General features: G+C 69.3%; 26 protein-coding genes. 6 read left to right on the forward strand and 20 right to left on the reverse strand.

Annotated elements, in window-relative coordinates:
- Window positions 1-122: 122 nt before the first annotated feature.
- Both moaA and QWJ39_RS13295 read left to right on the forward strand, forming a co-directional pair.
- On the forward strand, window positions 123-1,253 hold the full coding sequence (gene moaA / locus QWJ39_RS13290) for a GTP 3',8-cyclase MoaA (RefSeq protein WP_290258328.1): 1,131 nt from the start codon (window positions 123-125) through the stop codon (window positions 1,251-1,253).
- A 7-nt stretch (window positions 1,254-1,260) separates the two neighbouring features.
- Window positions 1,261-1,527 (forward strand): MoaD/ThiS family protein, encoded by a 267-nt coding sequence (locus QWJ39_RS13295; RefSeq protein ID WP_290258329.1) that lies wholly within the window; start codon window positions 1,261-1,263, stop codon window positions 1,525-1,527.
- 15 nt (window positions 1,528-1,542) lie between these two features.
- Here QWJ39_RS13295 and QWJ39_RS13300 read toward each other — a convergent pair whose 3' ends face one another.
- The 8 genes from QWJ39_RS13300 to QWJ39_RS13335 form a co-directional block, all read right to left on the reverse strand.
- Complete coding sequence (locus QWJ39_RS13300) at window positions 1,543-2,451, reverse strand: alpha/beta hydrolase (RefSeq protein WP_290258330.1); 909 nt, start codon at window positions 2,449-2,451, stop codon at window positions 1,543-1,545.
- Entirely contained in the window at window positions 2,448-3,128 is a 681-nt protein-coding gene (locus QWJ39_RS13305; RefSeq protein ID WP_290258331.1) for a TetR/AcrR family transcriptional regulator, read from the reverse strand. Before QWJ39_RS13305 ends, QWJ39_RS13300 begins: the two co-directional genes overlap by 4 nt.
- Complete coding sequence (locus QWJ39_RS13310; RefSeq protein ID WP_290258332.1) at window positions 3,125-4,774, reverse strand: AMP-binding protein; 1,650 nt, start codon at window positions 4,772-4,774, stop codon at window positions 3,125-3,127. Before QWJ39_RS13310 ends, QWJ39_RS13305 begins: the two co-directional genes overlap by 4 nt.
- Window positions 4,771-6,024 (reverse strand): branched-chain amino acid ABC transporter permease, encoded by a 1,254-nt coding sequence (locus QWJ39_RS13315; RefSeq protein ID WP_290258333.1) that lies wholly within the window; start codon window positions 6,022-6,024, stop codon window positions 4,771-4,773. Before QWJ39_RS13315 ends, QWJ39_RS13310 begins: the two co-directional genes overlap by 4 nt.
- Window positions 6,021-6,896, reverse strand: a complete 876-nt coding sequence (locus QWJ39_RS13320) for a branched-chain amino acid ABC transporter permease (protein WP_290258334.1) — start codon at window positions 6,894-6,896, stop codon at window positions 6,021-6,023. The genes QWJ39_RS13315 and QWJ39_RS13320 overlap by 4 nt, the downstream gene beginning before the upstream one ends.
- A complete protein-coding gene (locus QWJ39_RS13325) occupies window positions 6,893-7,699 on the reverse strand; it encodes an ABC transporter ATP-binding protein (RefSeq protein ID WP_290258335.1) in 807 nt (268 codons plus the stop codon). The genes QWJ39_RS13320 and QWJ39_RS13325 overlap by 4 nt, the downstream gene beginning before the upstream one ends.
- Window positions 7,696-8,460: an ABC transporter ATP-binding protein gene (locus QWJ39_RS13330; RefSeq protein ID WP_290258336.1), complete on the reverse strand. Its 765-nt coding sequence runs from the start codon at window positions 8,458-8,460 to the stop codon at window positions 7,696-7,698. Before QWJ39_RS13330 ends, QWJ39_RS13325 begins: the two co-directional genes overlap by 4 nt.
- A gap of 80 nt (window positions 8,461-8,540) precedes the next feature.
- Window positions 8,541-9,734 (reverse strand): substrate-binding domain-containing protein, encoded by a 1,194-nt coding sequence (locus QWJ39_RS13335; protein WP_290258337.1) that lies wholly within the window; start codon window positions 9,732-9,734, stop codon window positions 8,541-8,543.
- Window positions 9,735-10,032: 298 nt separating this feature from the next.
- Here QWJ39_RS13335 and QWJ39_RS13340 point away from each other — a divergent pair, with 298 nt between their 5' ends.
- Window positions 10,033-10,542 carry a DUF1579 domain-containing protein gene (locus tag QWJ39_RS13340; protein WP_290258338.1) on the forward strand — a complete coding sequence of 170 codons (510 nt, stop codon included), beginning with the start codon at window positions 10,033-10,035 and terminating at the stop codon, window positions 10,540-10,542.
- Here the strand turns inward: QWJ39_RS13340 and QWJ39_RS13345 are convergent.
- The 6 genes from QWJ39_RS13345 to QWJ39_RS13370 all read right to left on the reverse strand — a co-directional run bounded on the left by QWJ39_RS13345 (window position 10,539) and on the right by QWJ39_RS13370 (window position 18,215).
- Window positions 10,539-11,882 carry a pitrilysin family protein gene (locus tag QWJ39_RS13345; RefSeq protein ID WP_290258339.1) on the reverse strand — a complete coding sequence of 448 codons (1,344 nt, stop codon included), beginning with the start codon at window positions 11,880-11,882 and terminating at the stop codon, window positions 10,539-10,541. The genes QWJ39_RS13340 and QWJ39_RS13345 overlap by 4 nt on opposite strands.
- A gap of 130 nt (window positions 11,883-12,012) precedes the next feature.
- On the reverse strand, window positions 12,013-14,244 hold the full coding sequence (locus tag QWJ39_RS13350) for a polyribonucleotide nucleotidyltransferase (RefSeq protein WP_290258340.1): 2,232 nt from the start codon (window positions 14,242-14,244) through the stop codon (window positions 12,013-12,015).
- Between the two features lie 248 nt (window positions 14,245-14,492).
- Window positions 14,493-14,762 (reverse strand): 30S ribosomal protein S15, encoded by a 270-nt coding sequence (gene rpsO / locus QWJ39_RS13355; RefSeq protein WP_290258342.1) that lies wholly within the window; start codon window positions 14,760-14,762, stop codon window positions 14,493-14,495.
- 231 nt (window positions 14,763-14,993) lie between these two features.
- A complete protein-coding gene (kynU, locus tag QWJ39_RS13360; protein WP_290258343.1) occupies window positions 14,994-16,250 on the reverse strand; it encodes a kynureninase in 1,257 nt (418 codons plus the stop codon).
- Window positions 16,247-17,101, reverse strand: a complete 855-nt coding sequence (kynA, locus tag QWJ39_RS13365) for a tryptophan 2,3-dioxygenase (protein WP_290258344.1) — start codon at window positions 17,099-17,101, stop codon at window positions 16,247-16,249. Before kynA ends, kynU begins: the two co-directional genes overlap by 4 nt.
- A gap of 28 nt (window positions 17,102-17,129) precedes the next feature.
- Window positions 17,130-18,215 (reverse strand): bifunctional riboflavin kinase/FAD synthetase, encoded by a 1,086-nt coding sequence (locus QWJ39_RS13370; RefSeq protein WP_290258345.1) that lies wholly within the window; start codon window positions 18,213-18,215, stop codon window positions 17,130-17,132.
- 208 nt (window positions 18,216-18,423) lie between these two features.
- On the opposite strand from QWJ39_RS13370, the gene QWJ39_RS13375 reads away from it, so the two are divergent.
- The gene (locus QWJ39_RS13375) at window positions 18,424-18,852 is read left to right on the forward strand and encodes a hypothetical protein (RefSeq protein ID WP_290258346.1); all 429 of its coding nucleotides are present in this window, start codon (window positions 18,424-18,426) and stop codon (window positions 18,850-18,852) included.
- Window positions 18,853-18,910: 58 nt separating this feature from the next.
- Here QWJ39_RS13375 and QWJ39_RS13380 read toward each other — a convergent pair whose 3' ends face one another.
- On the reverse strand, window positions 18,911-19,492 hold the full coding sequence (locus tag QWJ39_RS13380) for an adenylate kinase (protein WP_290258347.1): 582 nt from the start codon (window positions 19,490-19,492) through the stop codon (window positions 18,911-18,913).
- A 26-nt stretch (window positions 19,493-19,518) separates the two neighbouring features.
- Between QWJ39_RS13380 and QWJ39_RS13385 the strand changes: the two genes are divergently transcribed.
- Window positions 19,519-19,941: a GNAT family N-acetyltransferase gene (locus QWJ39_RS13385; RefSeq protein WP_290258348.1), complete on the forward strand. Its 423-nt coding sequence runs from the start codon at window positions 19,519-19,521 to the stop codon at window positions 19,939-19,941.
- A gap of 34 nt (window positions 19,942-19,975) precedes the next feature.
- Here the strand turns inward: QWJ39_RS13385 and QWJ39_RS13390 are convergent, their stop codons facing one another.
- A complete protein-coding gene (locus tag QWJ39_RS13390) occupies window positions 19,976-21,457 on the reverse strand; it encodes an HNH endonuclease signature motif containing protein (protein WP_290258349.1) in 1,482 nt (493 codons plus the stop codon).
- A 439-nt stretch (window positions 21,458-21,896) separates the two neighbouring features.
- Between QWJ39_RS13390 and QWJ39_RS13395 the strand changes: the two genes are divergently transcribed.
- On the forward strand, window positions 21,897-22,460 hold the full coding sequence (locus QWJ39_RS13395) for an NUDIX hydrolase (RefSeq protein WP_290258350.1): 564 nt from the start codon (window positions 21,897-21,899) through the stop codon (window positions 22,458-22,460).
- Between the two features lie 27 nt (window positions 22,461-22,487).
- Here the strand turns inward: QWJ39_RS13395 and QWJ39_RS13400 are convergent, their stop codons facing one another.
- The 4 genes from QWJ39_RS13400 to truB all read right to left on the reverse strand — a co-directional run bounded on the left by QWJ39_RS13400 (window position 22,488) and on the right by truB (window position 25,275).
- Window positions 22,488-22,916, reverse strand: a complete 429-nt coding sequence (locus QWJ39_RS13400; protein WP_290258351.1) for a MarR family transcriptional regulator — start codon at window positions 22,914-22,916, stop codon at window positions 22,488-22,490.
- A gap of 499 nt (window positions 22,917-23,415) precedes the next feature.
- The gene (locus QWJ39_RS13405; RefSeq protein ID WP_290258574.1) at window positions 23,416-23,910 is read right to left on the reverse strand and encodes a hypothetical protein; all 495 of its coding nucleotides are present in this window, start codon (window positions 23,908-23,910) and stop codon (window positions 23,416-23,418) included.
- 88 nt (window positions 23,911-23,998) lie between these two features.
- Window positions 23,999-24,352, reverse strand: coding sequence for a hypothetical protein (locus QWJ39_RS13410; RefSeq protein WP_290258352.1), 354 nt, complete (start codon window positions 24,350-24,352; stop codon window positions 23,999-24,001).
- 2 nt (window positions 24,353-24,354) lie between these two features.
- Window positions 24,355-25,275 (reverse strand): tRNA pseudouridine(55) synthase TruB, encoded by a 921-nt coding sequence (gene truB, locus QWJ39_RS13415; protein WP_290258353.1) that lies wholly within the window; start codon window positions 25,273-25,275, stop codon window positions 24,355-24,357.
- Between the last annotated feature and the right edge of the window lie 36 nt (window positions 25,276-25,311).

Below are 25,311 nucleotides of genomic sequence, written 5' to 3' on the forward strand. Positions count from 1 at the left end.
GGGGAGATTCGCCGCCGGGTTCACGGGCTGGGTCCGCCCGCTGGGTTCACGGCTGCGTTCACTGGATGGATTCGCGGCTGCCGGGCGGTGATGCCCCGGCGCAGGTGGCGTAGCCTGACACTATGACTGTTCAGCTTGGCATGCCCCAGCCCCGCGCGGAGGGTGGCTCCGGTCCGAAGGCGCCGCAGCCGGCCGGACGCCCGGCCGGGCTGCCCGCGGGCCTGGTGGACCGCTACGGCCGCGTCGCCACGGACATGCGCCTGTCGCTGACGGACAAGTGCAACCTCCGCTGCAGCTACTGCATGCCCGCCGAGGGCCTGGAATGGCTGTCCAAGGCGGCCGTGATGAGCGCCGAGGAGATCGTCCGGATCGTGAGGATCGGCGTGGACAGCCTGGGCGTCCGCGAACTCCGGCTCACCGGCGGCGAACCCCTGGTCCGCGCGGACCTGCTGGACATCATCAGCTCCCTCCGCCACGCTCACCCGGACCTGCCGATCTCCATGACCACCAACGCCGTCGGACTGGACAAGAAGGCCCAGGCGTTGAAGGACGCCGGCCTGACCCGGATCAACGTCTCCCTGGACTCGCTCCACGAGGAGACCTTCACCCAGCTGACCCGGCGTCCGTTCCTGATCAAGGTGCTCGCGGGCGTCGACGCCGCCTGGGCCGTGGGCCTCGGACCGGTGAAACTGAACGCTGTCCTGATGCGCGGCATCAACGACGCCGAGGCCCCCTCACTGCTGGCCTGGGCGCTGGGCCGCGGTTACGAGCTCCGCTTCATCGAACAGATGCCCCTGGACGCGGACCATGGCTGGACCCGACGGAACATGATCACCGCCGCCGAGATCCGGGACCTGCTGTCCGTGGACTATGTCCTGTCCGCCGACCCGCGGGAACGCGACGGCGCCCCGGCCGAACGCTTCGAGGTCCGCGCCCGGGTCCCCGGCACGGACACCGCGGAGGGACCCGTCCTGGGCACCGTGGGAATTATCGCCTCGGTCACCGAGCCGTTCTGCGCGGACTGCCGGCGCACCCGGATCACCGCCGAGGGCAAGATCATGAGCTGCCTCTTCTCGCACGAGGAGACGGACCTGTTGGGGCTGCTGCGCAGCGGCGCCACCGACGAACAGCTCGCCGAACGCTGGCAGGACGCCATGTGGGCCAAGCCCAAGGCCCACGGCATGGATCACGTGGGCCTCGACGCCCCCGACTTCGTGCAGCCGGACCGCAGCATGAGCGCCATCGGAGGCTGACGCACCCGTGATCGTCCGTTACTTCGCTGCCGCGCGCGCCGCCGCCGGCGTCGACGAGGAAACTTTCCAGCTGCCCGAGGGCGCCGACGTTGCCGGCCTGCTCGAAGCCGTGCTCGCCGTCGACCGTCCGGTCCCGCCCGCCGGCACTCCCCCGCTGGCCCGGCTGCTGTCCCGTTCCAGCTTCCTGCTCAACGAGGTGGCCGTCCGGGACCACGCCACGGCGCTGGCCCCGGACGACGTCGTCGACGTCCTGCCGCCGTTCGCCGGCGGCTAGGAACCCGCCGGGAAACTACTCCCCCGCGAGGGCGGCCCGGACGGTGTCCGCCACGGCGGCCGCGCCGCGCTCGCCCATGATGATTGTGTAGTGGTTCACGTCCGGGACATCCCGGACCTGCAGGGACGGCAGCTTCTCCGCCCAGGTCTCGAGGTAGCCCGGCGCGTACAAGCCGGCGGGTTCGTTGAGCAGCCCGCGCGGCGCCCGCAGCACCTGGGTCGACACCGTGAGGTCCGCCAGCGCCTTCAGCAGCGAGGAGCCCCGGTGCAGGTCCGCGGTGTCCTCCGCCATCGCCTCGTACCGTGTGGCCGGCTTCAGTTCCGGGGCCTCGCCGGTGAGGTCGTAGTCCACGTAGTCGTCCACGAACGGGCCCCAGTCGGAGGCGAAGGCCGGGTGCTTGCGCCAGAAGGAGCGGTAGACCTCGCGGCTGGTGAAGGTGGCGTTGAGCCGCTCCGCCGCCGGGCCCAGGATGGAGGAGACGATCTCGGCGTCGGAGAGCCCCTCAGGGACCTGCAGCGGCAGGCCGCCGTCCACCAGCACCAGGGACCGGACCCGCTCCGGGGACAAGTCCGAGAGGACCACGGAGGCGAAGCCGCCCATGGAGTGGCCCACCACGACGACGGGGCCGGGGGCGAGTTCGGCCAGCACAGCGGTGAGGTCCTCCGCGTGCGAGGTCATGCCGTACGGGGCGGGCAGGGCGTTGCTGCGGCCGCGGCCGCGCAGGTCCGGGGCGATGATCCGCACGTCGGGCAGCGCCTCGGCCAGGTACGCCCAGCACTTGTGCGAGGCGGTGACGCCGTGGACGGCCAGGATGGTCGGGGCGTCGGAGCTGTCCTCCGGGCCCCAGATGGCGGTGTGCATGGTGCCGCCGCGCACGGGGACCTCGACGGTCCGGTAGGTCTGCTGGCTGGTGGTCTGGGTCATGGGTTCGTCCCTTCCTGGGGCGGGGTGGGGTTCGCGGCGGTAGTGGGGGCGGGAAGGCCGGGGTTCGGGGCCAGCCCGCGTTCGATGAACTGCATCATTTCCTCGAAGACGTGCTCGGGAATCTCGGGCCTGGCGCCGGCGGCCGGTTCGGCGCCTTCCTCGTCCCAGAGCACCCAGCGCATGCCGATCAGCTCGCCGATGCCCATCAACGCCCAGGCCGCGACGGTGGGGTCCATGTCCCGGACCTCCCCCGCGAGCTGGGCTGACTTCAGGCCCTCGATGTAGCCGTTGACGATCCGGGTGTAGTGCAGGCGGAGGGCGCCGGGCGAGACGAACTCGGCCTGGCGGATGATCCGGTACAGCGCGGGGTGCTCGGCGGTGAAGCGGAAGAACGCCCGGAAGCCGGCCCGTTCGGCGTCGATCCGGTTACCGGCGCTGCGGGCGGCGTCGGTCATGGCGTGCCGGACCCGGCGGTTGAGGTCCTCCACCACCTCGTCGAAAATCGTCTGCTTCCCGTCGAAGTAGAGGTAGAAGGTGCCGAGTCCGACGCCGGCGGCCTCGGTGATCTTGACGATCGAGGCGTCGTGGTAGCCCACCGAGGCGAACACGGCCTCGGCGGCTTCGAGCAGCTTGGCGCGAGTGCGGGTGCCGCGGGCGGTGCGGGGTGCGGTGCTCATCGCCGGCCTCCGGGGGTCGATGCAGTGGTGGTTGATGCGGTGGTCGGGGTGGCGCCGTCCGAGTGACGGTCGGCGAGATCCTGCCGGAGCCGGGCGCGCAGCACCTTGTTCAGCGCCGTGCGCGGCAGCCCGGCGACCAGTTCCACCCGCGACGGGACCTTAAAGCGGGCCAGCTGGCCGGCGCAGTGGTCCAGCAGGTCCTGCTCGTCGGTGGCCATCCCGGGCCGGACCACCACGAACGCCTGCCCGGTCTCGCCCCAGCGGGGATCTTCAACGCCGACGACGGCGGCCTGCGCCACCGCCGGGTGGGCCAGGAGGACGGCCTCCACCTCGGAGGGCGAGACGTTCTCGCCGCCGGAGATGTAGATGTCCTTGAGCCGGTCCACCACCTTGATGTACCCGTCGGCGTCGCGCTCGACCAGGTCACCGGTGTGCAGCCAGCCGCCGGCGAGGACCGCCGCCGTCGCGGCCGGGTCGCGGAAGTAGCCGGCGAAGACGCCGGGGCCACCCACCAGGAGCTCGCCGGCGGCCGCGCCGTCGAGGATCTCCCCGGTGGTGGGATCGGCGACCGCCACCTCGACGTGCGGGTAGGGCTTGCCGGAGTAGCCGACCATCCGCTCGGCGTCCTGGTTGGGCAGGCAGAGCACGTTTGGGGACGCCTCGGTAAGGCCGTAGCCCTGGCTCAGCGCCACCCCCTTGCGGTGCCAGATCCGCAGCAGTGGCGCGGGCATGGGCGCCCCGCCGACGACGGCGTGCCGGAGGCCGCCGAGTTCCGCGGCGGCGAAGTCGGGGTGCTCGGCCAGCATCAGGTACTGGGTGGGCACGCCCATCAGCATGGTGACGCCGCGTTCGTCGATCAGCTGCAGCACCCGGCCGGGATCGAAGCCGCGCTCCAGCACCACCGTGGCCCCCACCCACCAGGCCAGCAGCGGCTGGATGTTCCAGCCGCCCACGTGGAACTGAGGGAGGACGGCCAGGACCACGTCACTGCTGCCCATGTCCAGGGTGCGGGAGAGCGAGAGGTTGTTCCAGAAGCAGTTGGCGTGGGTCAGCACGGCGGCCTTGCTGGGCCCCTCGGTGCCGGAGGTGAAGATCATCAGCAGGGCGTCGTCGTCCTGCACGGACTGCCGCGGCAGCTCGGCCGGCGCCGGGGTGACCCGGGTAGGCGGCGGGACGGACTTCTCCACCCCGCCCGGACCCAGCGCTGCGGTCCGTGGCCGGTGCGCCAGCAGGGCGCAGGCGGCGGCGCCCAGGGAGTCCAGGTCCGCCTCGACGAGCAGCAGGTGCGGTTCGGCGAGTTCCAGCTGCACGGCCAGTTCCCGGGGCGAGAGCCGCCAGGACAGGGGCACCAGCACCAGGCCGGCCTTGGCGCAGGCGAAGAACGCCACCACGTGGTCGGTGCTGTTGCCGGTGAGGCTCGCCACCCGGTCCCCCACCCGGTACCCGGCTTCGCGGAACCCCTCGGCCAGGGCCGCGGCGCGGCGCTCCAGTTCGAGGTAGGTCAGGGCGCAGCCCCGGTCATCGATCGCGACCCGGTGCGGGGTGGCGTGGCTGCGGTCGGTGGTCCAGCGGCCCAGGGTGTGGAGCCCGTCCCCGCGAACAGAGCCTGCGATGTGGACCGCGGCGGAAGCCGTGTCGGTGGTCATGCTGCGTCCTCCAGAATTTCCCGCGGCGTCTCGGTGGTGCCGTTGCCGGCCCGGCCGCGGCGCCGTTGCGCCAGCCGCTCCGCGGTCCCGGCGATGCCGCCCGGGAGGAAGAGCACCACCAGGATGAACAGCGTGCCGAGGATGAACAGCGGTTCAGACAACGGTACCCGCAGGATGTCCGGAAGGCCCTTGACGGCCTCGGAGTTGGCCAGCGCGGTGAGCCGCTGGTCCAGGATGGTGTAGAAGACGCCGCCGATCACGGCGCCCCAGCGTGAGCCCACGCCGCCGAGTACCACCATGACCAGCAGGGTGATGGTCAGGTCCGAGGAGATGGCCCGGGGCACCGCGCCGCTTTGCAGCAGCAGGAACACCATGCCAATCACACCCACGAGGATCGCGGAGACCACGAAGATCAGCAGCTTCACCAGGTACGGCTGCAGGCCCAGGACGCGGACACGGAGTTCGTTCTCGCGGACCGCGGCGGCGGTGTGGCCGGCCCGGGAGGACTGCACCCAGGAGACGATGATGAAGACAACCACCAGCACGGCCAGCGCCAGCCAGTAGAGGTTCCGGGTGTTCACCACGCCCACCAGGGCCTCGGGCAGGTTGTCCGTGCGCAGGGTCAGGCCCTCGTCGCCGCCGGTCCGGCCGTCCGGGTTGCGGCCGACGATCACCGAGCCGGCCTGGGCGAAGGCGAGGGTGACCATGGCGAACGGGATGCCGCCGACGCGGAGGCTGATGCTGCCCACCACATGCGCCAGCACGATCACGATCAGCAGGGTCAGCCCCATGGCCGGCAGCAGCGGAATCTCCAGGTTCTTCAGGATGATCGCGAGCCCGTAGACGCCGGCGCCGAAATAGAGGGCGTGGCCGAAGGAGAGCAGCCCCGCGACGCCGAGGAGCAGGTGGTAGGTCAGCGCGGCCGCGGCCATCAGCATGCTCATGGCCAGCAGCTGCAGCGATCCCGGGGTGTAGCTGGGACCGGGCAGGATCCCGGGCAGGGACAGGTTGAGCAGCGGCAGGAGGACCAGGAGCAGTACCCCGGCCAGGCCCGCGGCCCAGCCGGCAATCCGGCGGCCGGTGACGGGGCGGCCTCCCCTGCCGCGGCCGGCGCCGGGCGTGCCCGCGGTGCGTGCGCCGTCGTCGTGGGTGGCGCCCTGGCGGCGGGACCGGCGGACTGCGCCGGTCCCGGCGGTGGTCCCGGCGTCGCCGCCGGTGGTGGTCTCGGTGTTGCTGCCGGTGGTGGTCATGCGGTTCTCCCAAGCAGGCCGGTGGGGCGGACGAGCAGTACGACGCCGAGGGCCAGCACCACGACGAAGTCGCCGGTGCCGCCGAGGTAGAAGTTGGCGAACTGCTGCAGGACGGCGACGGCGACGGCGGCGATGGCCGCGCCGGTCAGCGAGCCGAGCCCGCCGATCACCGTGACGATGAAGGCGAAGATCAGCAGCGAGCCGCCGAGCATCGGTGAGACGTAGCCGAAGTAGTGCGAGGCGAGGACGCCGCCCAGTCCGGCGGCGGCGCCGCCGATGGTGAAGACCAGGGTGAAGGCCTTGCGGACGTCGATGCCCAGGGCGGTGACCATGGAGCGGTTCTCGACGCCGGCGCGGATGATCATGCCGTAGCGGGTCTTCTTCAGGAAGAAGACCAGGGCCAGCAGCACCAGGACCGCCGCGAGGATGCAGACGAACCGGTCGTTGGGGACGCGGGCGCCCAGGATGTCGGTGGTGTCCTTGAACCAGGCCGGTCCCTGGATGAAGACAGGGTCGGTCCCCCAGATGCCGTCGAACAGGGCGACGGTGGCCAGCGAGAGGCCAAGGGTGACCAGGACCTGTTCGATGTGGCGCTGGTAGAGGCGCCGGATCAGGACGAACTCGGTGAAGGCCGCGAACGCGGCGCCGGCGGCGGCACCGATCAGCAGGGAGACCAGGAAGATCCCCCAGTTATCGGATCCGGCGCGGCGGGCGATCTCCCAGCCGGTGAAGGCGCCGAGGGTCAGGAAGGCCCCGTGGGCGAAGTTGAGCACGCCCATCAGGCCGTAGATCAGGGACAGGCCGGCGGCGACGAGGAAGTACAGCGCCCCGAGGCCGAGGCCGGTGAAGAGCAGGAGGATGACGGTACTCACTGGGCGGCGCCTTTCACGGCAGCGTGGGAGGCCTGGTCCGCACCCGGGTGCGGGTCGTTGGAGACGCCGAGGTGGCGCTGGATCAGGGCGGCGTCGTCGAGGAATTCCTGTGCCGGGCCGGTGTGGACCACGCGGCCGCCGGAGAGGACGACGGCGTCGCCGGCGAGCTGGCGGACCACCTGGAGGTTCTGTTCCACCAACAGGATCGGCACGGTCCGGGCGGCCTCGGCCAGGGTCTCGGCGACCTCGCCGACGATCTTGGGGGCCAGGCCCTTGGTGGGTTCGTCGACCAGCAGGACCTTGTTCGTGTTCAGCAGGGCGCGGGCCAGCGAGACCATCTGCTGCTGGCCGCCGGAGAGCGTCCCGGCCATCTGGCCGGCGCGGGCCAGCAGGTCCGGGAAGAGCTCCTCGACCAGCTGGCGGCGCGGCGCGGCGTCGCGTTCGGCCAGGCGCAGGTTCTCGGCGACCGTGAGCTTGGAGAACACCTCGCGGTCCTCGGGGACGTAGCCGACGCCGCGCTGGATGATCCGGTAGGTGGGGTCCTTGTCGATCCGTTCGCCGTCGAGCGTGACTGCCCCGGAGCGATCGATCAGGCCGATGATGGCCTTGATGGTGCTGGTCTTGCCGACGCCGTTGCGGCCCAGCAGCGCGGTGATCCCGGCGGGCGGGACGGAGAACGAGACGTCCTCCACCACCTGCTGGCCGGCGATCTTGGCGCTGAGGCGGTCCACGGTGAGGATCGGCGTGACGGGGCCTGGGGCGGCGCCCGGGGTTTCGGGGCGGGGGTCCGCGGCGGGGCTCATACTGGTTCTCCGAGGTAGGCGCTTTGCACGGTGGGGTTGGCCATGACGGCATCGGGGCTGTCCAAGGCCAGCAGGCTGCCGTGGTGCATCACGGCCACCCGGTCCACCAGGCCCAGCACCACGTCCATGTGGTGCTCGACCATCATGACCGTGCAGCCGCGGTCCCGGTGCATCCCCCGGATGATGGCGGTGAGGGACGGGACGTCCCCCGACGCCACCCCGGCCATCGGCTCATCGAGGAGGACGACGGCGGGATCCGTCGCCAGCAGCACGGCGATCTCCACCTTGCGCTTCTCGCCGTGCGAGAGGTCCCCGGCCGCCGTCGTGAGCTGGCCGCTGAGTCCCACCTCGGCGATGGTGCCCAGGGCGATCCGGGTGGCCTCGTCCGAGGAGCCGGGGAAGCGCAGGATGTTCAGGCTTCCGCCGAGCTTGGCCTGCGCGGCGAGCCGGACATTCTCCAGGACGGAGAGCCGGGGGAAGAGGTTGGAGGTCTGGAAGGTCCGGCCCAGCCCCGCCCTCGCGCGGCGGTGGATCGGCTCGTTGGTGATCGGCCGTCCGTTCAGGGCAATGCTGCCCGCGGTGGGGCGCAGCACGCCGGAGATCAGGTTGAAGAGGGTGGTCTTGCCGGCGCCGTTGGGGCCGATCACGCCGATCATCTCGCCGGCGTTGACGGTGAAGCCGACGTCCTGGAGGATGCGGGCGCCGCCGATCTGCAGGCCGAGGCCGTCCGCCTCAAGGGCGGGCGTGGCTGGGGTAGTCATACGGGTCCTTTGTTCTGGCTCGAAGGCCGGTGCGGCCGGGCCGGGGCGGAATTCTCCGCGCCCGGCCCGGCCGCCGCTGGCTACTTCTTCTCCGGCGGGGCGACGGTGTCGCCGGGCACGGCCTTGATCAGCTGCGGGGTCCAGGCGCCGTCCTTCTGGACGAGCTTGGCCTGGTACATGTCCTGGATCAGGGCGTGGTCCGAGGCACGGACCGTTTCCTTGCCCTTGGGTCCGTCGAAGCTGTAGCCCTCGAGGGCCTTGACCATGGCGTCGGGGTCGGTGCCGCCGCCCTGCTTGATGGCCTGGACGATCAGCTGGCCCGCGACGAAGCCGTCCGGGGTGAAGAGGTCGGCCTTGCCGCCGGCCTTCTCGACGCCGGCGATCATCTTCTTCTCGACGTCGGTGCCTGAGGCGCCCGGGAAGTAGTGGTTGAGGAAGCTGATCTTGGAGCTCGCCGGGCCGTAGGCGTTGAAGCTGGAGGCGTCGCCGAGGCCGGTGACCACGGGGGCGGAGTCGAAGACGCCCTGCTGGCTCAGGGCCTGCCACATGGTGCCGGTGGTGGCGCCGGCCCAGGCGACGAAGACCAGGTCCGCCTTGGCGTCCAGCAGCTGGCGCGCGAACGGCGTCAGTTCCTGGTTCTCCGGAACCAGCACGGAGCTGACGTTGGCGCCCTTGGCCCCGAGCACGGCCTTGACCGCGGCGACGTTGCCCTGGCCGAAGGCGTTGTCCTGGGCGAAGACGACGACCTTCTTGCCCTTGGTGTCGATGAAGGTGCCCGCGGTGGCGACGTCCTGCAGGCTCTGCCGGCCGGAGCGGAAGGTGTACTTGTTGACGCCCTGGATCGCGTCGGTGGCGGCGGGGCCGGAGATGTAGAGGACCTTGTTCTGCTGGGCCTGTTCGGCGAGCTTGACGGCGATGCCGGAGGAGGCGGTGCCGCCGATGATCTTGTAGCCCTTGCCGATCATGTCCTTGGCGGCCGCGACCGCTTTGTCCGGGTCCCCGGCGTCGTCGGTGTAGGTCAGGTTGATCTTGGCGCCGTTGACCTCGCCGCTGCCGCCGGTGGCGTAGTCGATGCCGGCCTGCAGACCCTGGTAGTAGGTGGCGCCGTAGGCCGCCAGGGCCCCGGTCTTGGAGTAGATGATGCCGACATTGACGGGCTCGGCGGCCTTGCCGGAGCCCGCGGGGGCTGCCGAGCCGGCGGTGGGCGCGCAGGCGCTCAGGGCCAGGCCGGAGGCCATCACGGCTGCCATCAGGAACTTCTTTGTGTCCTTCACGGGATGCCTTTCGGTGGAAATCCGAGGAGTGGGGGCAGGAGAGATCTGAGTCCAACCTGAAAGGTGATTCAGATTACAGTCAATCTATGGCGCGACTCACACGCTGTCAACGGATTCCGGCGCCGGCTGTGCAACGAAATGGCAACGAAGTTGACTCTCCCCCGCTTCGACCAACTGCGCCTCACCGGCTCCCCGCGGCCGCCCTTTACTCCCGGTGCGGCCCGCGTGAAGATGATCCCGGGGCCGCAGCGCGGTCGCAGCGCGGTCCCATTGGAAGGACCGGGGAGGTGCGTGCGGCATGAACCGACGGTTGACGGGCGCCACGCTCGGCGCCCTGGCTGATTTCCTGGGGCGCTGGAGCGGCACCACCCGCTGGGAGGCCACCGCGTGGGGTCCGGCAAGGAGCGCGGCGGCGGAGGTGGAGTTCGCGCGGGCGGCGGGTGGGCTGGCGGTCACGGTGGCGTTCCGGCACGCCGAGGCCGACGGCGGCGTCGCCACCGTCACGGGGGTGCTCACCGAGGATCCACGCCATCCCGGGGCGCTCCTGTACGAGCTGCACGGCGCACGCGCCGGCGTCGTGGGCCTGCCCCTGGGGGGCCCGGCCCTCGGGGCGCCGGCGCGGGCGGGCTGGGACGACGGCGTGCTGACCATCGAGCGGCGCAGCGCCCGGGGCACGGCCCGGCACACGCTGCAGGTGCGCGATGGCGAGCTCATCCACTCCGCCGGTCTGCGGCTGGGAGCCGCCGGGGAATTCACCCCGTTCATGACGACGGTGTGCCGCCGGGTCCCGGCGGCGGCGCCGGTTTAGAGCCCGAAGGTCTCGGTTTCCTCGAAGGGTCCCACCACGGTGACGGTCCGAGGGGCGGCGGCGAGTTCGCGGGCGAGTTCCTGGACCTCGGCGGCGGTGACGGCCTGGATCTGCCGCAGGGTCTCGTCGATGTCCTGGTATTCGCCGGAGACCAGTTCGGCCCGGCCCAGGCGGGACATCCGCGAACCGGTGTCCTCCAGCGCCAGGACGATCCCGCCGCTGAGCTGGCCCACGGCCTTGCGCAGCTCCTCTTCGGTGATGCCGCCCTCGGCGAGCTTGTCCAGCTCGGCGCCCAGCAGGTCCAGCACCTGGCGGACCTTCGTGGGGGTGCAGCCGGCGTACATGCCGAAGTACCCGGCGTCGGCGTAGGAGGAGGCGAAGGAGTACGTCGAGTAGACCAGGCCGCGCTTCTCGCGGACCTCCTGGAACAGGCGGGAGGACATGCCGCCGCCGAGGACGGCGTTGAGGACGCTCATGACGAAGCGGCGGTCATCGGTGGCCACCAGCGAGGGGCAGCCCACGATGATGTTGGCCTGCTCCACGGGGCGCTTGACCACGTGCAGGCCGGCGGTGCCGGTGATCACGGCGCGTTCGGTCGCGCGGCGCTGCACCGGGGCGGCGTCGGCCTCGAGGTCCCAGCCGGCGGTCTCCAGGGCGTCCACCACGAGGCGGCAGACGACGTCGTGGTCGAGTCCCCCGGCGGCGGTGATGACGAGCTCGTCCGGGCGGTAGTAGCGCCGGTAGTGGTCCCAGACCGAGTCGCGGGCAACGGCGCGGATGGCCTCGGGAGTGCCGCCGATGGGGCGGCCGAGCGGGTGGGAACCGAGGACCGCGGCGACAAAGTGCTCGTGGGCGACGTCGGTGGGGTCGTCGCTGTCCATCGCGATCTCCTCGAGGATGACGTCGCGTTCCTGCTCCATCTCCTGCGGGTCGAGGACGGCGCCGGTGATCATGTCGGCGATGACGTCGATCGCCATCGGCAGGTCCGTGTCGAGGACCCGGGCGAAGTAGCAGGTGCTTTCCTTGGCGGTGGCCGCGTTGGATTCGCCGCCCACCTCGTCGAAGGCGGAGGCGATCTCCAGGGCGGTGCGCTTCCGGGTGCCCTTGAAGAGGAGGTGTTCCAGGAAGTGGGTGGAGCCGTGCTGGCCGGGGGCCTCGTCCCGGGATCCGACGCCGACCCAGAAACCGATCGTGGCGGAGCGCTGGCCGGGCATCGCCTCGGTCAGCACCCGGACGCCGCCGGGGAGCACCGAACGCCGCACCTCCGAACCGCCGTCGGCCCCGTGGATCAGGGTGTCGGCGTGCTGGTTCTGCTCGAGCGGCAGCGGGACGAGAGTCATTAAGGCCTTTCAAAAAACCGTGCTGGAAGGGTGCCAAATCTGCCTGCCATCCTACCCGCGGCGGCGGCAGTTAACGGCAGCGGGGCCGGTGGACGAATCCACCGGCCCCGCGGCCGTTGATCGGGAGGGACTACTCCGCGGACTCCGCGGCGGCGTCGGCGCCCTCTTCCTCGGCCACGACGGGCGAGAGGGAGAGCTTGCCGCGGTCATCGATCTTGGTGATTTCCACCTGGATCTTCTGGCCGACGGAGACGACGTCCTCGACGTTGTCCACGCGCTTGCCACCGGCGATCTTGCGCAGCTCGGAGATGTGCAGCAGACCGTCCTTGCCCGGGGTCAGGGAAACGAAGGCGCCGAAGGTGGTGGTCTTGACGACCGTACCCAGGTAGCGCTCACCGATTTCCGGGACCTGCGGGTTGGCGATGGCGTTGATCGCGGAACGGGCGGCGTCCGCGGACGGGCCGTTGGTGGCGCCGATGTAGACGGTGCCGTCGTCCTCGATGGAGATATCCGCGCCGGTGTCCTCCTGGATCTGGTTGATCATCTTGCCCTTCGGGCCGATGACCTCGCCGATCTTGTCCACCGGGATCTTGACCGCAATGACGCGCGGAGCGAACTCGGAAAGCTCGTCCGGGGTGTCGATCGCGGAGTTCAGGACGTCCAGGATGTGGAGGCGGGCTTCGCGGGCCTGCTTGAGGGCCGCTGCCAGCACGGAGGCCGGGATGCCGTCGAGCTTGGTGTCCAGCTGGATGGCCGTGACGAACTCGGAGGTACCGGCGACCTTGAAGTCCATGTCGCCGAAGGCATCTTCGGCGCCGAGGATGTCGGTCAGGGCGGCGTAGCGGGTCTGGCCGTCAACCTGGTCGGAGACCAGGCCCATGGCGATACCGGCGACGGCGGCCTTCAGGGGCACACCGGCGTTCAGCAGCGACAGGGTGGAGGCGCAGACGGAGCCCATCGACGTCGAACCGTTGGATCCGAGAGCCTCGGAGACCTGGCGGATGGCGTAGGGGAACTCCTCGCGGGACGGCAGCACGGGCACGATGGCGCGCTCTGCCAGGGCACCGTGGCCGATTTCGCGGCGCTTCGGCGAACCGACGCGGCCGGTCTCACCGGTGGAGTACGGCGGGAAGTTGTAGTTGTGCATGTAGCGCTTGCGCGTCACCGGCGACAGCGAGTCGATCTGCTGTTCCATCTTCAGCATGTTCAGCGTGGTGACACCCATGATCTGGGTCTCGCCGCGCTCGAAGATGGCCGAACCGTGGACGCGGGGCAGGACCTCGACCTCGGCGGTGAGCTGGCGGATGTCCGTCAGGCCACGGCCGTCGATACGGACCTGGTCCTTGAGGATGCGCTGGCGCACGACCTGCTTGGTGACGGAGCGGAAGGCTGCGGAGAGTTCCTTCTCGCGGCCCTCGAACTGGCCGGCCAGGGAGGAGAGGACCTCGTCCTTGAGCGCGTCGGAGGCGGCATCGCGTTCCTGCTTGTCGGCGATCTGGAAGACCGCGGCAAGCTTCTCGGCGGCGGCGGACTCGACGGCGGCGTAGGTGTCGTCCTCGTAGTCCAGGAAGACCGGGAACTCGACCGTGGGCTTGGCGGCCCGGGCGGCAAGGTCGGACTGGGCGTCGCAGAGAGCCTTGATGAACGGCTTGGCAGCCTCGAGGCCCTCGGCCACGACCTCTTCGGTCGGGGCGGTGGCGCCCTGTTCCTTGATCAGGTTCCAGGAGTTGTCGGTGGCCTCGGCCTCGACCATCATGATCGCGACGTCGTCACCTGCAACGCGGCCGGCGACGACCATGTTGAAGACCGAGTTCTCCAGCTGGGAGTGCTTCGGGAAGGCAACCCACTGGGAGCCCTGCTCGTCGGCGACGAGGGCAACGCGGACGCCGCCGATCGGGCCGGAGAACGGCAGGCCGGAGAGCTGGGTGGACATCGAGGACGCGTTGATCGCGACGACGTCGTAGAGCTCGTCCGGGTTGATGGAGAGCACGGTAACGACGATCTGGACCTCGTTGCGCAGGCCCTTGATGAAGGCCGGGCGCAGCGGGCGGTCCATCAGGCGGCAGGCCAGGATCGCTTCGGTGGACGGGCGGCCTTCGCGGCGGAAGAACGAGCCCGGGATGCGGCCGGCGGCGTACATGCGCTCTTCGACGTCGACGGTCAGCGGGAAGAAGTCAAAGCCTTCACGCGGGTGCTTGCCGGCCGTGGTGGCCGACAGCAGAGCGGTTTCTTCGTCGATGTAGACCATCGCGGCACCGGCGGCCTGCTTGGCAAGGCGGCCGGTTTCGAAGCGGATGACCCGCTTGCCGAAGCGGCCATTGTCAATGACGGCTTCCGAGAACTGGATTTCGGGACCCTCCATAGAGAGTCACCTCCGTTTCTTGTGTCACGGAGTCCAGCCGCATCAACCCAGTCCGGCATCTGTCTACCTGGACTGCACTGCACCCGGTCATCGATCGAGACCCACGGGCCCGGGCTTCGGTTCCTTGAAGCCCTTCCCGGAGGTCACTACCGAGGACCGCGAATGCGTGATGCGGTTGATCCTCCTGTTGAGTTTTTTTGAAGAAGGCGGCCCCTTTCCGCACGGAAAGGGGCCGCCCCTAAAGCTGACTAGCGGCGCAGGCCGAGGCGCTCGATGAGCGCACGGTAGCGGTTGATGTCAGTGTTCTTGAGGTAGGTGAGCATGCGCTTGCGGCGACCAACCATGGCCAGCAGACCGCGCTGGGTGTGGTAGTCGTGCTTGTGCACCTTCATGTGCTCAGTCAGATCCTTGATCCGCTGGGTCAGGACTGCAACCTGGACCTCCGGCGAACCGGTGTCGCCCTCGGACGTTGCGAAATCCTTCATGATGGACTGCTTTACAGCGGCTTCAAGTGCCACAATAACTCCTTGAGATGTGCCGTGAGGCCCGAATCAGTAATTCACTGCCGGGGATGCCGGACGCGTATTTCCACCAAAGCGGTATCACGCGGCAGGGCCCAGCAACCACGGACTGCAGCCGGACCCACCGTTTAGTTTACGGGCACGCCGCGGACGTTGTCTAAACCGGCCCTGCGCCGGTGTCGCGCCGGCGTCGACCTGCGGCGATCAGGCGGCGTCGACCTGCGGCGATCAGGCGGCGTCGGCGAGCAGCCCGCGGATGGCCAGCACGCCGCGGTAGAGCTCGGCGAACGAGGTGCTCAGCGGGGAAAGGCCCAGCCGGATGCCGTGCGGGGCGCGGAAGTCCGGGATGACGTCCTGCTTCCACAGCGTTGCGGTCATTTCCCGGAACGCCGGGTGGTCCACGGTGATGTGGCTGCCGCGCCGCGCCGGGTCCCTGGGGGTGGAGAGCTTCACGCCGGAGGGTTCCAGCCAGGCGTCGAAGAGCTCCAGGGCATAGGCGGTCAGCAGCTCGGACTTGCGCCGGATCGCCGGCATCCCGGCATCCTCGATCAGGTCCAGGGTTCCACGCATGGCGAGCATGCCGAAGATCGCGGGAGTGCCGCTGAGAAAACCGCGGATGCCCGGGGCCGCCTCATAGCCGGGACCCATTTCGAAGGCGTCCTTGCGGCCCATCCAGCCCCAGATGGGCTGCTGCAGGCCGGGCAGGTGCCGGGCGTTGACGTACGCGAACGCGGGCGATCCCGGTCCCCCGTTGAGGTACTTGTAGGTGCAGCCGGCGGCGAAGTCCACGTCCGCGGCGTCCAGGGCGATCTCCACCGAGCCGGCGGAGTGGCAGAGGTCCCAAACCACCAACGCGCCGACGTCGTGGATGGCGGCCGTGATCCCGGGCAGGTCCGCCAGGTGGCCGGAGCGGTAGGCGATCTGGCTCAGGACCACGACGGCGGTGGCGGGGCCGGTGGCGGCACGCACCTGTTCCTCGGTGACGCCGGAGGCCTGGTCCGCCTTGATCCAGCGGATCGTCAGGTTTTCCTCGCGGGCGATCCCCTCCACCAGGTACCGGTCCGTGGGGAAGTTCTCGGTGTCCAGCACGATCTCGGTGCGGGCCGGGTCCGTGACGGCGGCGAGGGCGGCCCGGATGAGCTTGTAGAGCACCACGGTGGTGGAGTCGGCGATGATGGTTTGCCCCGGGGCGGCGCCGAGCGCGGCCCGGCCCAGCTGGTCGCCGATGGCCTGTGGAAGGTCCAGCCATTCCTCGTCCCAGCCACGGATCAGCCGGCCGCCCCAGCCCTGTTCGATGAACGCGGAGATGTCCGTGACGGTGCGCTTGAGCGGCCGGCCCAGGGAGTTGCCGTCCAGGTAGGACAGCTCGGATTCCGCGCCGATGAACTGGTCCCGGTAGGCGGCCAGCGGATCGGCTGCGTCGAGGTCGAGGGCGCGCTGCCACAACGGGTCGGCGCCGCTGTGTACCTGCTGGTTCTCGCTCACTGGCCGATCTCCGTTCGTACGGCGAAAAGTTCGGGGAAGAAGGTCAGCTCCAGGGCCTTCTGCAGGAATGCGGCGCCGCTGGAGCCGCCGGTGCCGGACTTCATGCCGATGGTCCGCTGCACCGTGCGGAGGTGGCGGAAGCGCCAGAGCTGGAAGTTGTCCTCCAGGTCTACGAGTTCCTCGCAGGCCTCGTAGGCGCCCCAGTTGTCCGCCGCGTTTTCGTAGATGTACTTGAACACCGGCACCAGCTCGGCGGAGAACTCGTGCGCCCGGGTGACGTCCCGGTTCAGCACCGACTCGGGCACGTCGAAGCCCTGGCGCTTGAGGTAGGCGAGGAAATCGTCGTAGATGCTGGGGGCCTCGAGCAGCTCCTGGAGCATCGCGTGCGCCTCTGGGTCCGATTCGAAGACCGGCAGCATCTTGCGGTTCTTGTTTCCCAGCAGGAATTCCACGGCCCGGTACTGGCTGGATTGGAACCCGGAGGAGTTGCCCAGGAAGCCGCGGAACTGGGAGTACTCGGTGGGCGTCAGGGTGGCCAGGACGGACCACTGCTCGGTGAGGGTCTTCTGGATGTGCTTGACCCGGGCGATGGCTTTGAGGGCGGAGCCGAGGTCGTCGCTCCGGAGCCACGCGGCGGCGCTGCGCAGTTCGTGCAGCACGAGTTTCAGCCACAGCTCCGTGGTCTGGTGCTGGATGATGAACAGCAGCTCGTCGTGGTGCTCCGGCTGGCTGACCGGCTGTTGCGCGCTGAGCAGCGTGGGGAGCTGCAGGTACGAGGCGTAGCTCATCCGGGTGCTGAAGTCGCGGACGATGTCCTTGTCCAGCTCCCGGGTGTTCTTCTCAAGTGTCACGTCTGGTGCCTTCCCCGCCGGCAGGGTTTCAGCCGGCGAACAGGATCTGGTGGGTCTGGACGACGTCCAGCCGCATCTGCTCGATCAGAGCCTCCGGCCCACGGTACGCGACCATGCCGCGCAGCCGGGCCACGAATTCGACGACGACTGTCTGGTCGTACAGATCGAAGTCCTCCACGGCTTCCTGGGGCCGGTCAATGACGTGCGCCTCCACCTGGCGGCTGACGCCGTCGAAGGTGGGGTTGGAACCTACGGAGATCGCCGCGGGCCAGCGGGTACCGGCCTCATCCACCAGCCAGCCGGCGTAGATGCCGTCGGCGGGGATGTAGCCGGTGGCGTCGGCGGCGAGGTTCGCGGTGGGGAAGCCCAGGTCGCGGCCGCGGGCGGCGCCGTGCACCACCGTGCCGCGCATCCGGTGCGGGCGGCCGAGGACGGCGGCGGCCGTGGCGACGTCGCCCTCGCGCAGCGCTTCGCGGACCCAGGTGGAGGAGCAGCGGCGGTCGCCGACGCCGTGTTCGGCCGCGTCTCCGGGGGTTCCGGCGTCGCCTGTTCCTGCATTGTGCGTTCCGGCGTCGTGCGTTTCGGCACCGTGCGTTCCGGCACTATCTCCTCCGGCGCCGTGCAGCGGGAAGCCTTCGGCGCCGAACTCGCTGATGACCTGGACTTCGAAGCCGAGCTTCTCCCCCAGATCCTTCATGGTGTCCAGGTCCCCGGAGTTGCCGCGGCCGAAGCGGGTGTCGTGGCCGATGACGACGTGGCTGGCCTTGAGTGTGTCGACGATGATGGAGGAGACGAATTCTTCGGGCGTGAGGCTGGCCAGTTCCAGCGAGTACTTCATCACCAGGACGGCATCCAGGCCCACCTCGCCGAGCGCGACGAGCTTGTCTTCGAGGCCCATGATCAGCTCGGGTGCGGACTCCGGCCGGTGTACCTGGGCGGGGTGCGGGTCGAAGGTGATGACGACGGCGCGGGCGTGGTTCAGGCGGGCGGTGCGGATGAGCTGGGAGAGCACCTGCTGGTGACCGCGGTGCACGCCGTCGAAGTTGCCGATCGTGACGACGGTCGGGCCGAAGTCCGTGGGGACCTCGGACGGATCGTTCCAGATGTGGACCATCTACCTCGCCTTTTTGCTGCCTGCCAAAACACTTTTCCCGGAGGGATAGGGCCGGCTCCGGAACTCTCCTAGGTTACCCGCATTCATCCGGCGCCCCCGACGCCGGGTGGGTCCCCGAACCCGGCCCCCGCTATCGGCGCCGTGGTAGCGTCCCCCTAACGCCGACGGAGTGACATGGCATCGAATTGGGGGACAGATGAAATATGGAATGACGGGCGCCTTGACACTGGTGGCGATACTCGCCGGGACGCTGAGCGGGTGCGCAGCGCAGCCCACGGGCGCCGTGCAGCCTGGGCCGGCGCAGGCCGGTTCGGCGGCCGCAGGTCCGACGGACGCCGGGCGGGCCCCTGGTCCGGTGGGCGGTTACGAAGGCTGGTGGAACTCGACCCCGGCCAGCGGTGACGCCCATGGCCTACCTGCGGAGACGGTCGCCATCAATACCCGAACCAACCAGGTGGTGGACGCCTTCAACCGAAGCATCAACGAGGCCGGCCGCCCCACGAAGATTAGCGACGTCGATTACATCGTCACCCCGGACCCGTCATGGCCGAAGGACTCGGTGGTCATCATCGATACCACCACCCGTCAGGTGATCGCCGACTTCCGGGTCGATGCGGCGGGCGAGCCGATCCGGTAGGTTCCGACCTGAGCCGCAACCCGTCGTCGTTCGCGCACCGCGGCAGCCACACGCTCCCCTACCTTGTCTGGGATCGCGTCTCCACCGGTGGTACGGATGGCAACCCGTTCAACCATGCCTCCAGTTCCCGCGGCCGCCGGAAGATCAGCACTTCGGCGGAGCCGCCGGCGCTGCCGAGGGAGCGCATAACCCGCCGCTTGCGGGTAAAGGACCGGAAGTGCCAGGCAATGATTGAGTCCTTGGCGAACAGTCGGCGAAACGTCTCCCGGTTTCCGTTGCAGACCGTCTCTTTGGAGACGACCCGTCGGATGGACCGGCGAACGAGGCGGAGCAGGGATAGCCACCGGGGGTAGTCCAGCCCGACGATGAGTTCGGCCCGGGGAACGATCAAATCCCGCCACACGCCGTAGGCGCTGTCCAGCACCCACTCGTCCAAGGCGGCGATCCGTGCGGCCGTCTCGCGTTGCTCCTCGTCGCCAGGCTGCTGCCACCCGGGCAGCCAGCCGATATCGTCATCCGCGGAGAACTCCGGAAGCCCGGTGCGTGCCGCATAGGCCCGGGCAGCCGACGATTTTCCGCTCCCGGTGACACCATAGAAAAGCACACGCGAGGGGCCCGGGGCCGGGGTGGGTGAGTTCATTCGCCCCAGCATGCCACACTGGGCGGATGCCCGAGTTCAGCCTCTCAGCGAGCCGCGTTGTCTCCTGGTCGGAGCTGCTTGCCCTCTACGACTCCGTGGGCTGGACCGCCTACACCAACGAACCCGAGGTGCTGGAACGGGCCGTTCGAAAGTCCTCCTTTGTCGTCACGGCCTGGGCAGAAGGCGCCTTGGTGGGTCTGGCAAGGGCTATGTCCGACGACGAGACTATTTGCTACGTCCAGGACATCCTGGTGCAACCCTCCTTCCATCGTTCGGGTGTCGGCCGACAATTACTGGCCGCGGTCATGGACCGGTTCGCTCACGTGCGGCAAACGGTCCTTTTGACCGAAGACGAGCCGGAACAACGGTCCTTCTACGAGTCGCAGGGATTCATCGAGGGCGGCGACTCGAAGCCCCACGCTCTGCGCGTGTTCACACTGTTCCGATAGCGGCACCTGCAGCCACTCCCTCTATCTCCCGAAATCACAGTCTGAAGTAGTGGTTTTGTCGGGGTTTTTGGTGGGGGTCGAGGTGGGGTGGCGGGATGTACCAGGGAGTCCCGGCGCGGGATTGGATGGTCCATTGTTCTTTGTGGATCAGGTGATGGTGGTGAGAACACAACAGGACACCGTTGTCTGTACTCGTTAGGCCGCCGCGGGACCAGTAGTCGATGTGGTGGGCCTCGCACCAGGGGGCGGGGATGGTGCAGCCGGGGAAGGTGCAGCCCTTGTCGCGGGCGGTGATGGCTTTGCGGATGTGTGGCGGGAAGATCCTGCTGGTCCGGCCGATGTCCAGGACCCGGCCCTCGCTGCCGAGGAGGACGGGAATGATGTCCGCGTCGCAGGCGATCTTGCGGATGGTGGCGGCGGTGACGGGTCCGGTGAAGGCCAGCGACCCGGTCCCGGCCAGACCCAGGGTGCCGGATGCTGACCCGTCCTGCGGGCCACGACCGTCGGCGGTAGTGAGGCGGGTGAGGAGGTCGCTGTAGTCGATAGTGACCATGACCTGAGGGCGGAATCCGCCCGCGGCGGGGAGCCCGCCGGTGGCGAGGGCGGCCTTGCAGGCGCCGATCAGGCCGTCGAGCAGGCGCTGGGGCCGGGTCCGGAGATCCAGCCGTTCCTCTGAGACTCCCGGTCCGGTGGCGAAGGCCTCCTCCGGCGAAACTATGCAGCCTTCAGCGGCGGCTTTGTCGGCAGCGGCCGGGGTGGTCCCGCTGGCATCCACTGCGCCGGGAACGGTCGCAGCGGTGCGGGGGTTGGTCGCGGTGTTCATCACCGTGAGGAGGTGTTCGAACTGGTCGGTGGTCGCGAAGATTTCCAGGTGCTGGAGACCGTGCCGGGGACGGCGGATGAACGCACCCTGTAACTGGCGGAGGAGCTCCTCGGTGGGCTCGGCACCGTCCTGGTCGAGGCCGTCGACCCAGCGGCGGGCGACCCGGGTGAGGAAGTCCGGGTCGTGAACCGCCGCGACGGTGGTCAGGGCTTCTTCCATCCGGGCCACGGTGGCAGGGGCGGACAGGAGCCGGACCCGGTCCAGGGCCTGGGTGATGATGGTCGCGGACCGGGACGGGACCTCCCCTCCCGCGAACGCCGCGGCCAGTTCCCCGTGAACGGGCGGGATCGGCTGGCCGGTCAGCCCAACACGGGGCAGGACTTCCTGCGCCAGGCAGACCCGGCGGTGGGCTTCGGCGGTGGTGATCCGTAGGCGGTCCCGCAGGAAGTCCGTGGTCCGCCGATACCCGTCACCTTCCGGCCCGGGCGTGGAGCGATCACAAGCATCGGCCGCGGCGGCCTGGGTTCGCGTTCGGTCGACCGCTCCTGCGGCGACAACCTGCAGGAATTCCACGGCTCGGGCGATTTCCTCCACGTCCCCGGCGAAAGCCGCCGCCTCAGTGAAACCCAGCACCCCGGCGTCGTCGAGCGCCGCCGTGCAGACCTCCCGGAGCGAGGCGGCGATATCCCCCAATGCAATACCGCCGCGCCCGCCAGCTACCGGTCCGGGGACCGGTAGAAACGAAACCGCAGCCGTTGCGTTCATGGGTTAATCCTGCCGCCGACCACTGACAATTAATCTCGCCCAGGCGGGCCGCATGCTTCCATCACCTGTCGGCCGTTGAGCCGGAAGAAACGAAACCGCAGCCGTTGCGTTCATGGGTTAATCCTGCCGCCGACCACTGACCATTAACCTCACCCAGGCGGGCCGCATGCGCCCGTCACCGGTCGGCCGTTGAGCCGGTAGATACGAAAGCGCAGCCGTTGCGTCCATGACCCAATACTCTCGCCGACCTCTGACAATTAACCGCGCCTCAAAGACCCGCAGAAGAAACCCAGTGGCGTGACTCCCTATGACCTCGAGTGCGCCTCCCCGGAGTCACGCCGAACTGCCCCCGTGGCAGACTAGCGATATGGACAGCTCAGCCGCTCCCCTGCCCGACGCCCCGCAGCCAACCCCCACGCCGGACACGCAGGAAAAGCAGGAGAACCCCTACTTCGGGCCGCGCCGGCCGCACGGCCCCCGCGATCCGGGCGACGCCTGGGTGGAGGGCGACAAGGGGCGGTTCTGGGGCAGGTTCGGTTCGGCCGGGCTATTGGTCCACGACGCCGGCAAAGGCATCCTCCTGCAGCACCGTGCCACCTGGAGTGACCAGGGCGGCACCTGGGGCCTGCCCGGAGGTGCCCTGCACCAGGGCGAGGACGCGGTCAACGGTGCACTTCGCGAAGCGAGAGAGGAGGCCGCGGTGCCCCCGGAGGCGGTGGAGGTGCTGTTCACGTCCGTGTTCGACGTCGGCTACTGGACCTACACGACAGTCGCCGCGCGAGTGATCGAGCCTTTCGACCCGGCGATCAGCGATCCGGAAAGCCTGGATCTGCAGTGGATTCAGCCGGCCAACGTCGATGAGCATGAGCTGCACCCCGGCTTTGCCGCCGCCTGGCCGGAACTGCGCCGGCGGCTTGAGCAAGCGTCCTAGAACCGGCGAACGAGTATAAAAGCTCGCTTAGCGCCCGGGAGTCTCGAAAGCCGAAAGGATGCGGCCGAGGTCGTGCTGCAGGTGGGTCCAGTTCTCCAGATCCTCCGGGAGTGCCTCGCGCTCGATCTTGTGCGCCGCGTCCAGCGCGGCGGTGCCGGCGTCCGTCAGCGCCACGGAGAACTGCCGGCGGTCGCGTTCGTCGCGGGTGCGGGTGACCAGACCGGAGTCTTCCAACCGGCCAAGGACGCGTCCCAGCGTCTGGCTCTGCACGGCAATGCGCCGCGCCAGTTGTTCCTGGTTGAGCGGTCCGGCCGCGAGGCCTTGGAGGGCAATGACGCCGGCGTGGGTGAGTCCCAGCGCGGCCAAGGCGTTGTCCTTACGGCGTTCAACGACCCTGGCGGCCATTGACAGCAGCTGGTCGGTACGCCATTTTCTGGAATCGGGGGCGGCGCTCATGCCAGGCACCCCGGGAGCGGCCGCAAACTGACCTCGCCCACCGGCGCTGCGCCCGTGGCTGCGCCCTCAAATTCCCATGTCGCTCCGGGAATGGCGTTCATAGTACCCATGATGCCTCCCTCGCTTCGGTTGACCAGCAGGAAGCGAAACCGTCATTGCCCGCATCCGAGTTCTACAATAAGCATGCTTACTATGAATCGCAAGTTTACTTATTATCGCGGGCCTGCGGCGTGGTGCCAAGCATGCACTCCGGCGGGAAGGATCGGGGCACGGTCGCGGGAAATGGCGGACGACGACGGCGGTCTCGGCTGCCCGGCGACGGCTCGGCGCCGTGGGGTTCAAAGGGCAGCCACACTCGCCAGCGCGTGTACGCATCGGTCGGGGACGGGCGGAACCAGCGGCGGAGCCGGCGTCGGTCGGCAGGCTCGAACGGCATCACTCCGGAGCGCGCGGTTTCAGCAGCGAAGCCGCCGCCGTCGTCCGGATGCCGCGGACCGCCTCAGTCAGCGGAAGCAGCCACCGGGGCCGAGGGGCGGCGGCGGTAGAGCCAGATCAGGCCCAGAATCGGCAGCAGCAGCGGGATGAACCCGTAGCCCCGCCCGAACAGGGACCAGACGGTCTCGTGCGGGAAGTTCACGGCGTCGAAGAGGCTCAGGGCCCCGACCACCAGCACGCCGACCAGTTCCACCACCACGGCCGTGACGGACACCTTGAACCAGGTGGGCCCGGGCTTCGCGAGGGAAATGGTCGCCACGATGTAAACCACCGCGGCGAAGGCGGACAGCAGGTACGCCAGCGGCGCCTCGGAGAACTTGGTGAGGATCTGGTAGCCGGCCCGCGCGGTCGCGGACAGGGCGAAGATCGCGTACACCGCAATCAGCAGCCGCCCCGGACCGGTGTTGCGGGTATCCCTCGCGGTCCGGTTAGACCGACCTGCCCCCGCCGATCGGCCAAACCCACCGAGCCGGCCAGCGCCGGCTTCTCGGCCCCCAATGGCCCCGGACGGGTCCGTTGCCCCGCCGTTGTCCGCGGTGCCGGTTCCCCGCTCTGAAGCCGCCATGTTCTTCCTTGCCTCTTTCACGTCAGTACCAGATTTGATTCATCCGGGCGGCCATCACCAGGGCGGTCACGCCCACGGCCGCCAGCACGAAGTTGCTCCACCGGGTGCGTTCGGCGATGGCCCAGTACACGGCCCCCACCGGCAGCAGCAGCGCCGTGAACAGGTAGCCCCAGAACTCCCACGGCTCCCCCGCGATGTGCTCGCCCGATGCCACGCGGATGATCGAGCCCACTAAATAGACCAGCAGGGCCAGCTCCACGGCGGCCACGGAGAGAATGGTCGTGTCGTTCGGGGCCTTCTTCAGGATGCCGGCACCGGCGCAGAGCACGGTGGAGACCAGCCCCACCACCAGGATGATGTAGAAATACGCGTCCACCCTCAGGCACCCGGCTTTCCGGTGTCCGGGGCGAAGACCAGCACGGGCTTGGCGTAGTTGCCGGCGTCGGAAAGCAACGCCACGAGGGAGCCGTCCGGGGCAAAGGCCGCCGCCGGATTCTCCGCCGTCGCGGCCTCCGGTGAACCGGCCGGCGCACCGGCGGCGATCCGCCGGCCGAAGGAAAGCTCGACAGTCTCCTCGTCACTGAGTTCGCGGTTGGGCATCAGCGCCCGCGCGGCCTGCGACATTTCCAGCAAGTCCAGCTCCTCGGCGAGCTCCTCCAGGCTGTGGGCCTGGTCGAGGCCGTAGGGTCCCACCTGGGTGCGGCGCAGTGCTGTGAGGTGGCCGCCGACGCCGAGGGCGGAGCCCAGGTCGCGGGCGAGGGCGCGGATGTAGGTGCCGGAGGAGCACTCGACGGTGACGTCCAGGTCCAGCACCGCGCCGTCGGCGCTGCGCCGGAACTCGTGGATCGCGAAGCGGTGGATGGTGACCGGTCGGGCGGCGAGTTTGACCTCCTCGCCGGAGCGGACGCGCGCGTAGGCCCGCTCGCCGTTGACCTTGATGGCGCTCACGCTGCTGGGGACCTGCTGGATTTCCCCGGTGAGGGCGGCGACGCCGGTACGGACGGCGTCTTCGGTGACCCCGGCGGCGCTGGTGCGGCTGACGACCTCGCCCTCGGCGTCGTCCGTGATGGTCGACTCGCCCAGGCGGATGGTGGCGGTGTAGGTCTTGGACGTCCCAACGATGTAGGTCAGGAGGCGGGTAGCCTTGTTGACGCCCAGGACCAGGACGCCGGTGGCCATCGGGTCCAGGGTGCCGGCATGGCCCACCTTTCGGGTACCGGCGATCCGCCGCATCCGCCCAACCACATCGTGGCTGGTCCAACCCTGCGGCTTGTCTACTATCACCAGTCCAGAAAGCACGCCTCCCAGTATATCCGCGGCACACCGGCCTCCCGC

The sequence above is a fragment of the Arthrobacter sp. YD4 genome (assembly GCF_030410515.1).
Taxonomy (GTDB): Bacteria; Actinomycetota; Actinomycetes; order Actinomycetales; family Micrococcaceae; genus Arthrobacter.

Bases quoted from the DNA above. Each gene is read 5' to 3' on its own strand.
- moaA (WP_290258328.1), top strand. From the start codon at position 123: ATGACTGTTCAGCTTGGCATGCCCCAGCCCCGCGCGGAGGGTGGCTCC.
- QWJ39_RS13300 (WP_290258330.1), bottom strand. From the start codon at position 2,451: ATGACCCAGACCACCAGCCAGCAGACCTACCGGACCGTCGAGGTCCCC.
- QWJ39_RS13305 (WP_290258331.1), bottom strand. From the start codon at position 3,128: ATGAGCACCGCACCCCGCACCGCCCGCGGCACCCGCACTCGCGCCAAG.
- QWJ39_RS13310 (WP_290258332.1), bottom strand. From the start codon at position 4,774: ATGACCACCGACACGGCTTCCGCCGCGGTCCACATCGCAGGCTCTGTT.
- QWJ39_RS13315 (WP_290258333.1), bottom strand. From the start codon at position 6,024: ATGACCACCACCGGCAGCAACACCGAGACCACCACCGGCGGCGACGCC.
- QWJ39_RS13325 (WP_290258335.1), bottom strand. From the start codon at position 7,699: ATGAGCCCCGCCGCGGACCCCCGCCCCGAAACCCCGGGCGCCGCCCCA.
- QWJ39_RS13330 (WP_290258336.1), bottom strand. From the start codon at position 8,460: ATGACTACCCCAGCCACGCCCGCCCTTGAGGCGGACGGCCTCGGCCTG.
- QWJ39_RS13340 (WP_290258338.1), top strand. From the start codon at position 10,033: ATGAACCGACGGTTGACGGGCGCCACGCTCGGCGCCCTGGCTGATTTC.
- QWJ39_RS13345 (WP_290258339.1), bottom strand. From the start codon at position 11,882: ATGACTCTCGTCCCGCTGCCGCTCGAGCAGAACCAGCACGCCGACACC.
- QWJ39_RS13350 (WP_290258340.1), bottom strand. From the start codon at position 14,244: ATGGAGGGTCCCGAAATCCAGTTCTCGGAAGCCGTCATTGACAATGGC.
- QWJ39_RS13370 (WP_290258345.1), bottom strand. From the start codon at position 18,215: ATGGTCCACATCTGGAACGATCCGTCCGAGGTCCCCACGGACTTCGGC.
- QWJ39_RS13375 (WP_290258346.1), top strand. From the start codon at position 18,424: ATGACGGGCGCCTTGACACTGGTGGCGATACTCGCCGGGACGCTGAGC.
- QWJ39_RS13380 (WP_290258347.1), bottom strand. From the start codon at position 19,492: ATGAACTCACCCACCCCGGCCCCGGGCCCCTCGCGTGTGCTTTTCTAT.
- QWJ39_RS13385 (WP_290258348.1), top strand. From the start codon at position 19,519: ATGCCCGAGTTCAGCCTCTCAGCGAGCCGCGTTGTCTCCTGGTCGGAG.
- QWJ39_RS13395 (WP_290258350.1), top strand. From the start codon at position 21,897: ATGGACAGCTCAGCCGCTCCCCTGCCCGACGCCCCGCAGCCAACCCCC.
- QWJ39_RS13400 (WP_290258351.1), bottom strand. From the start codon at position 22,916: ATGAGCGCCGCCCCCGATTCCAGAAAATGGCGTACCGACCAGCTGCTG.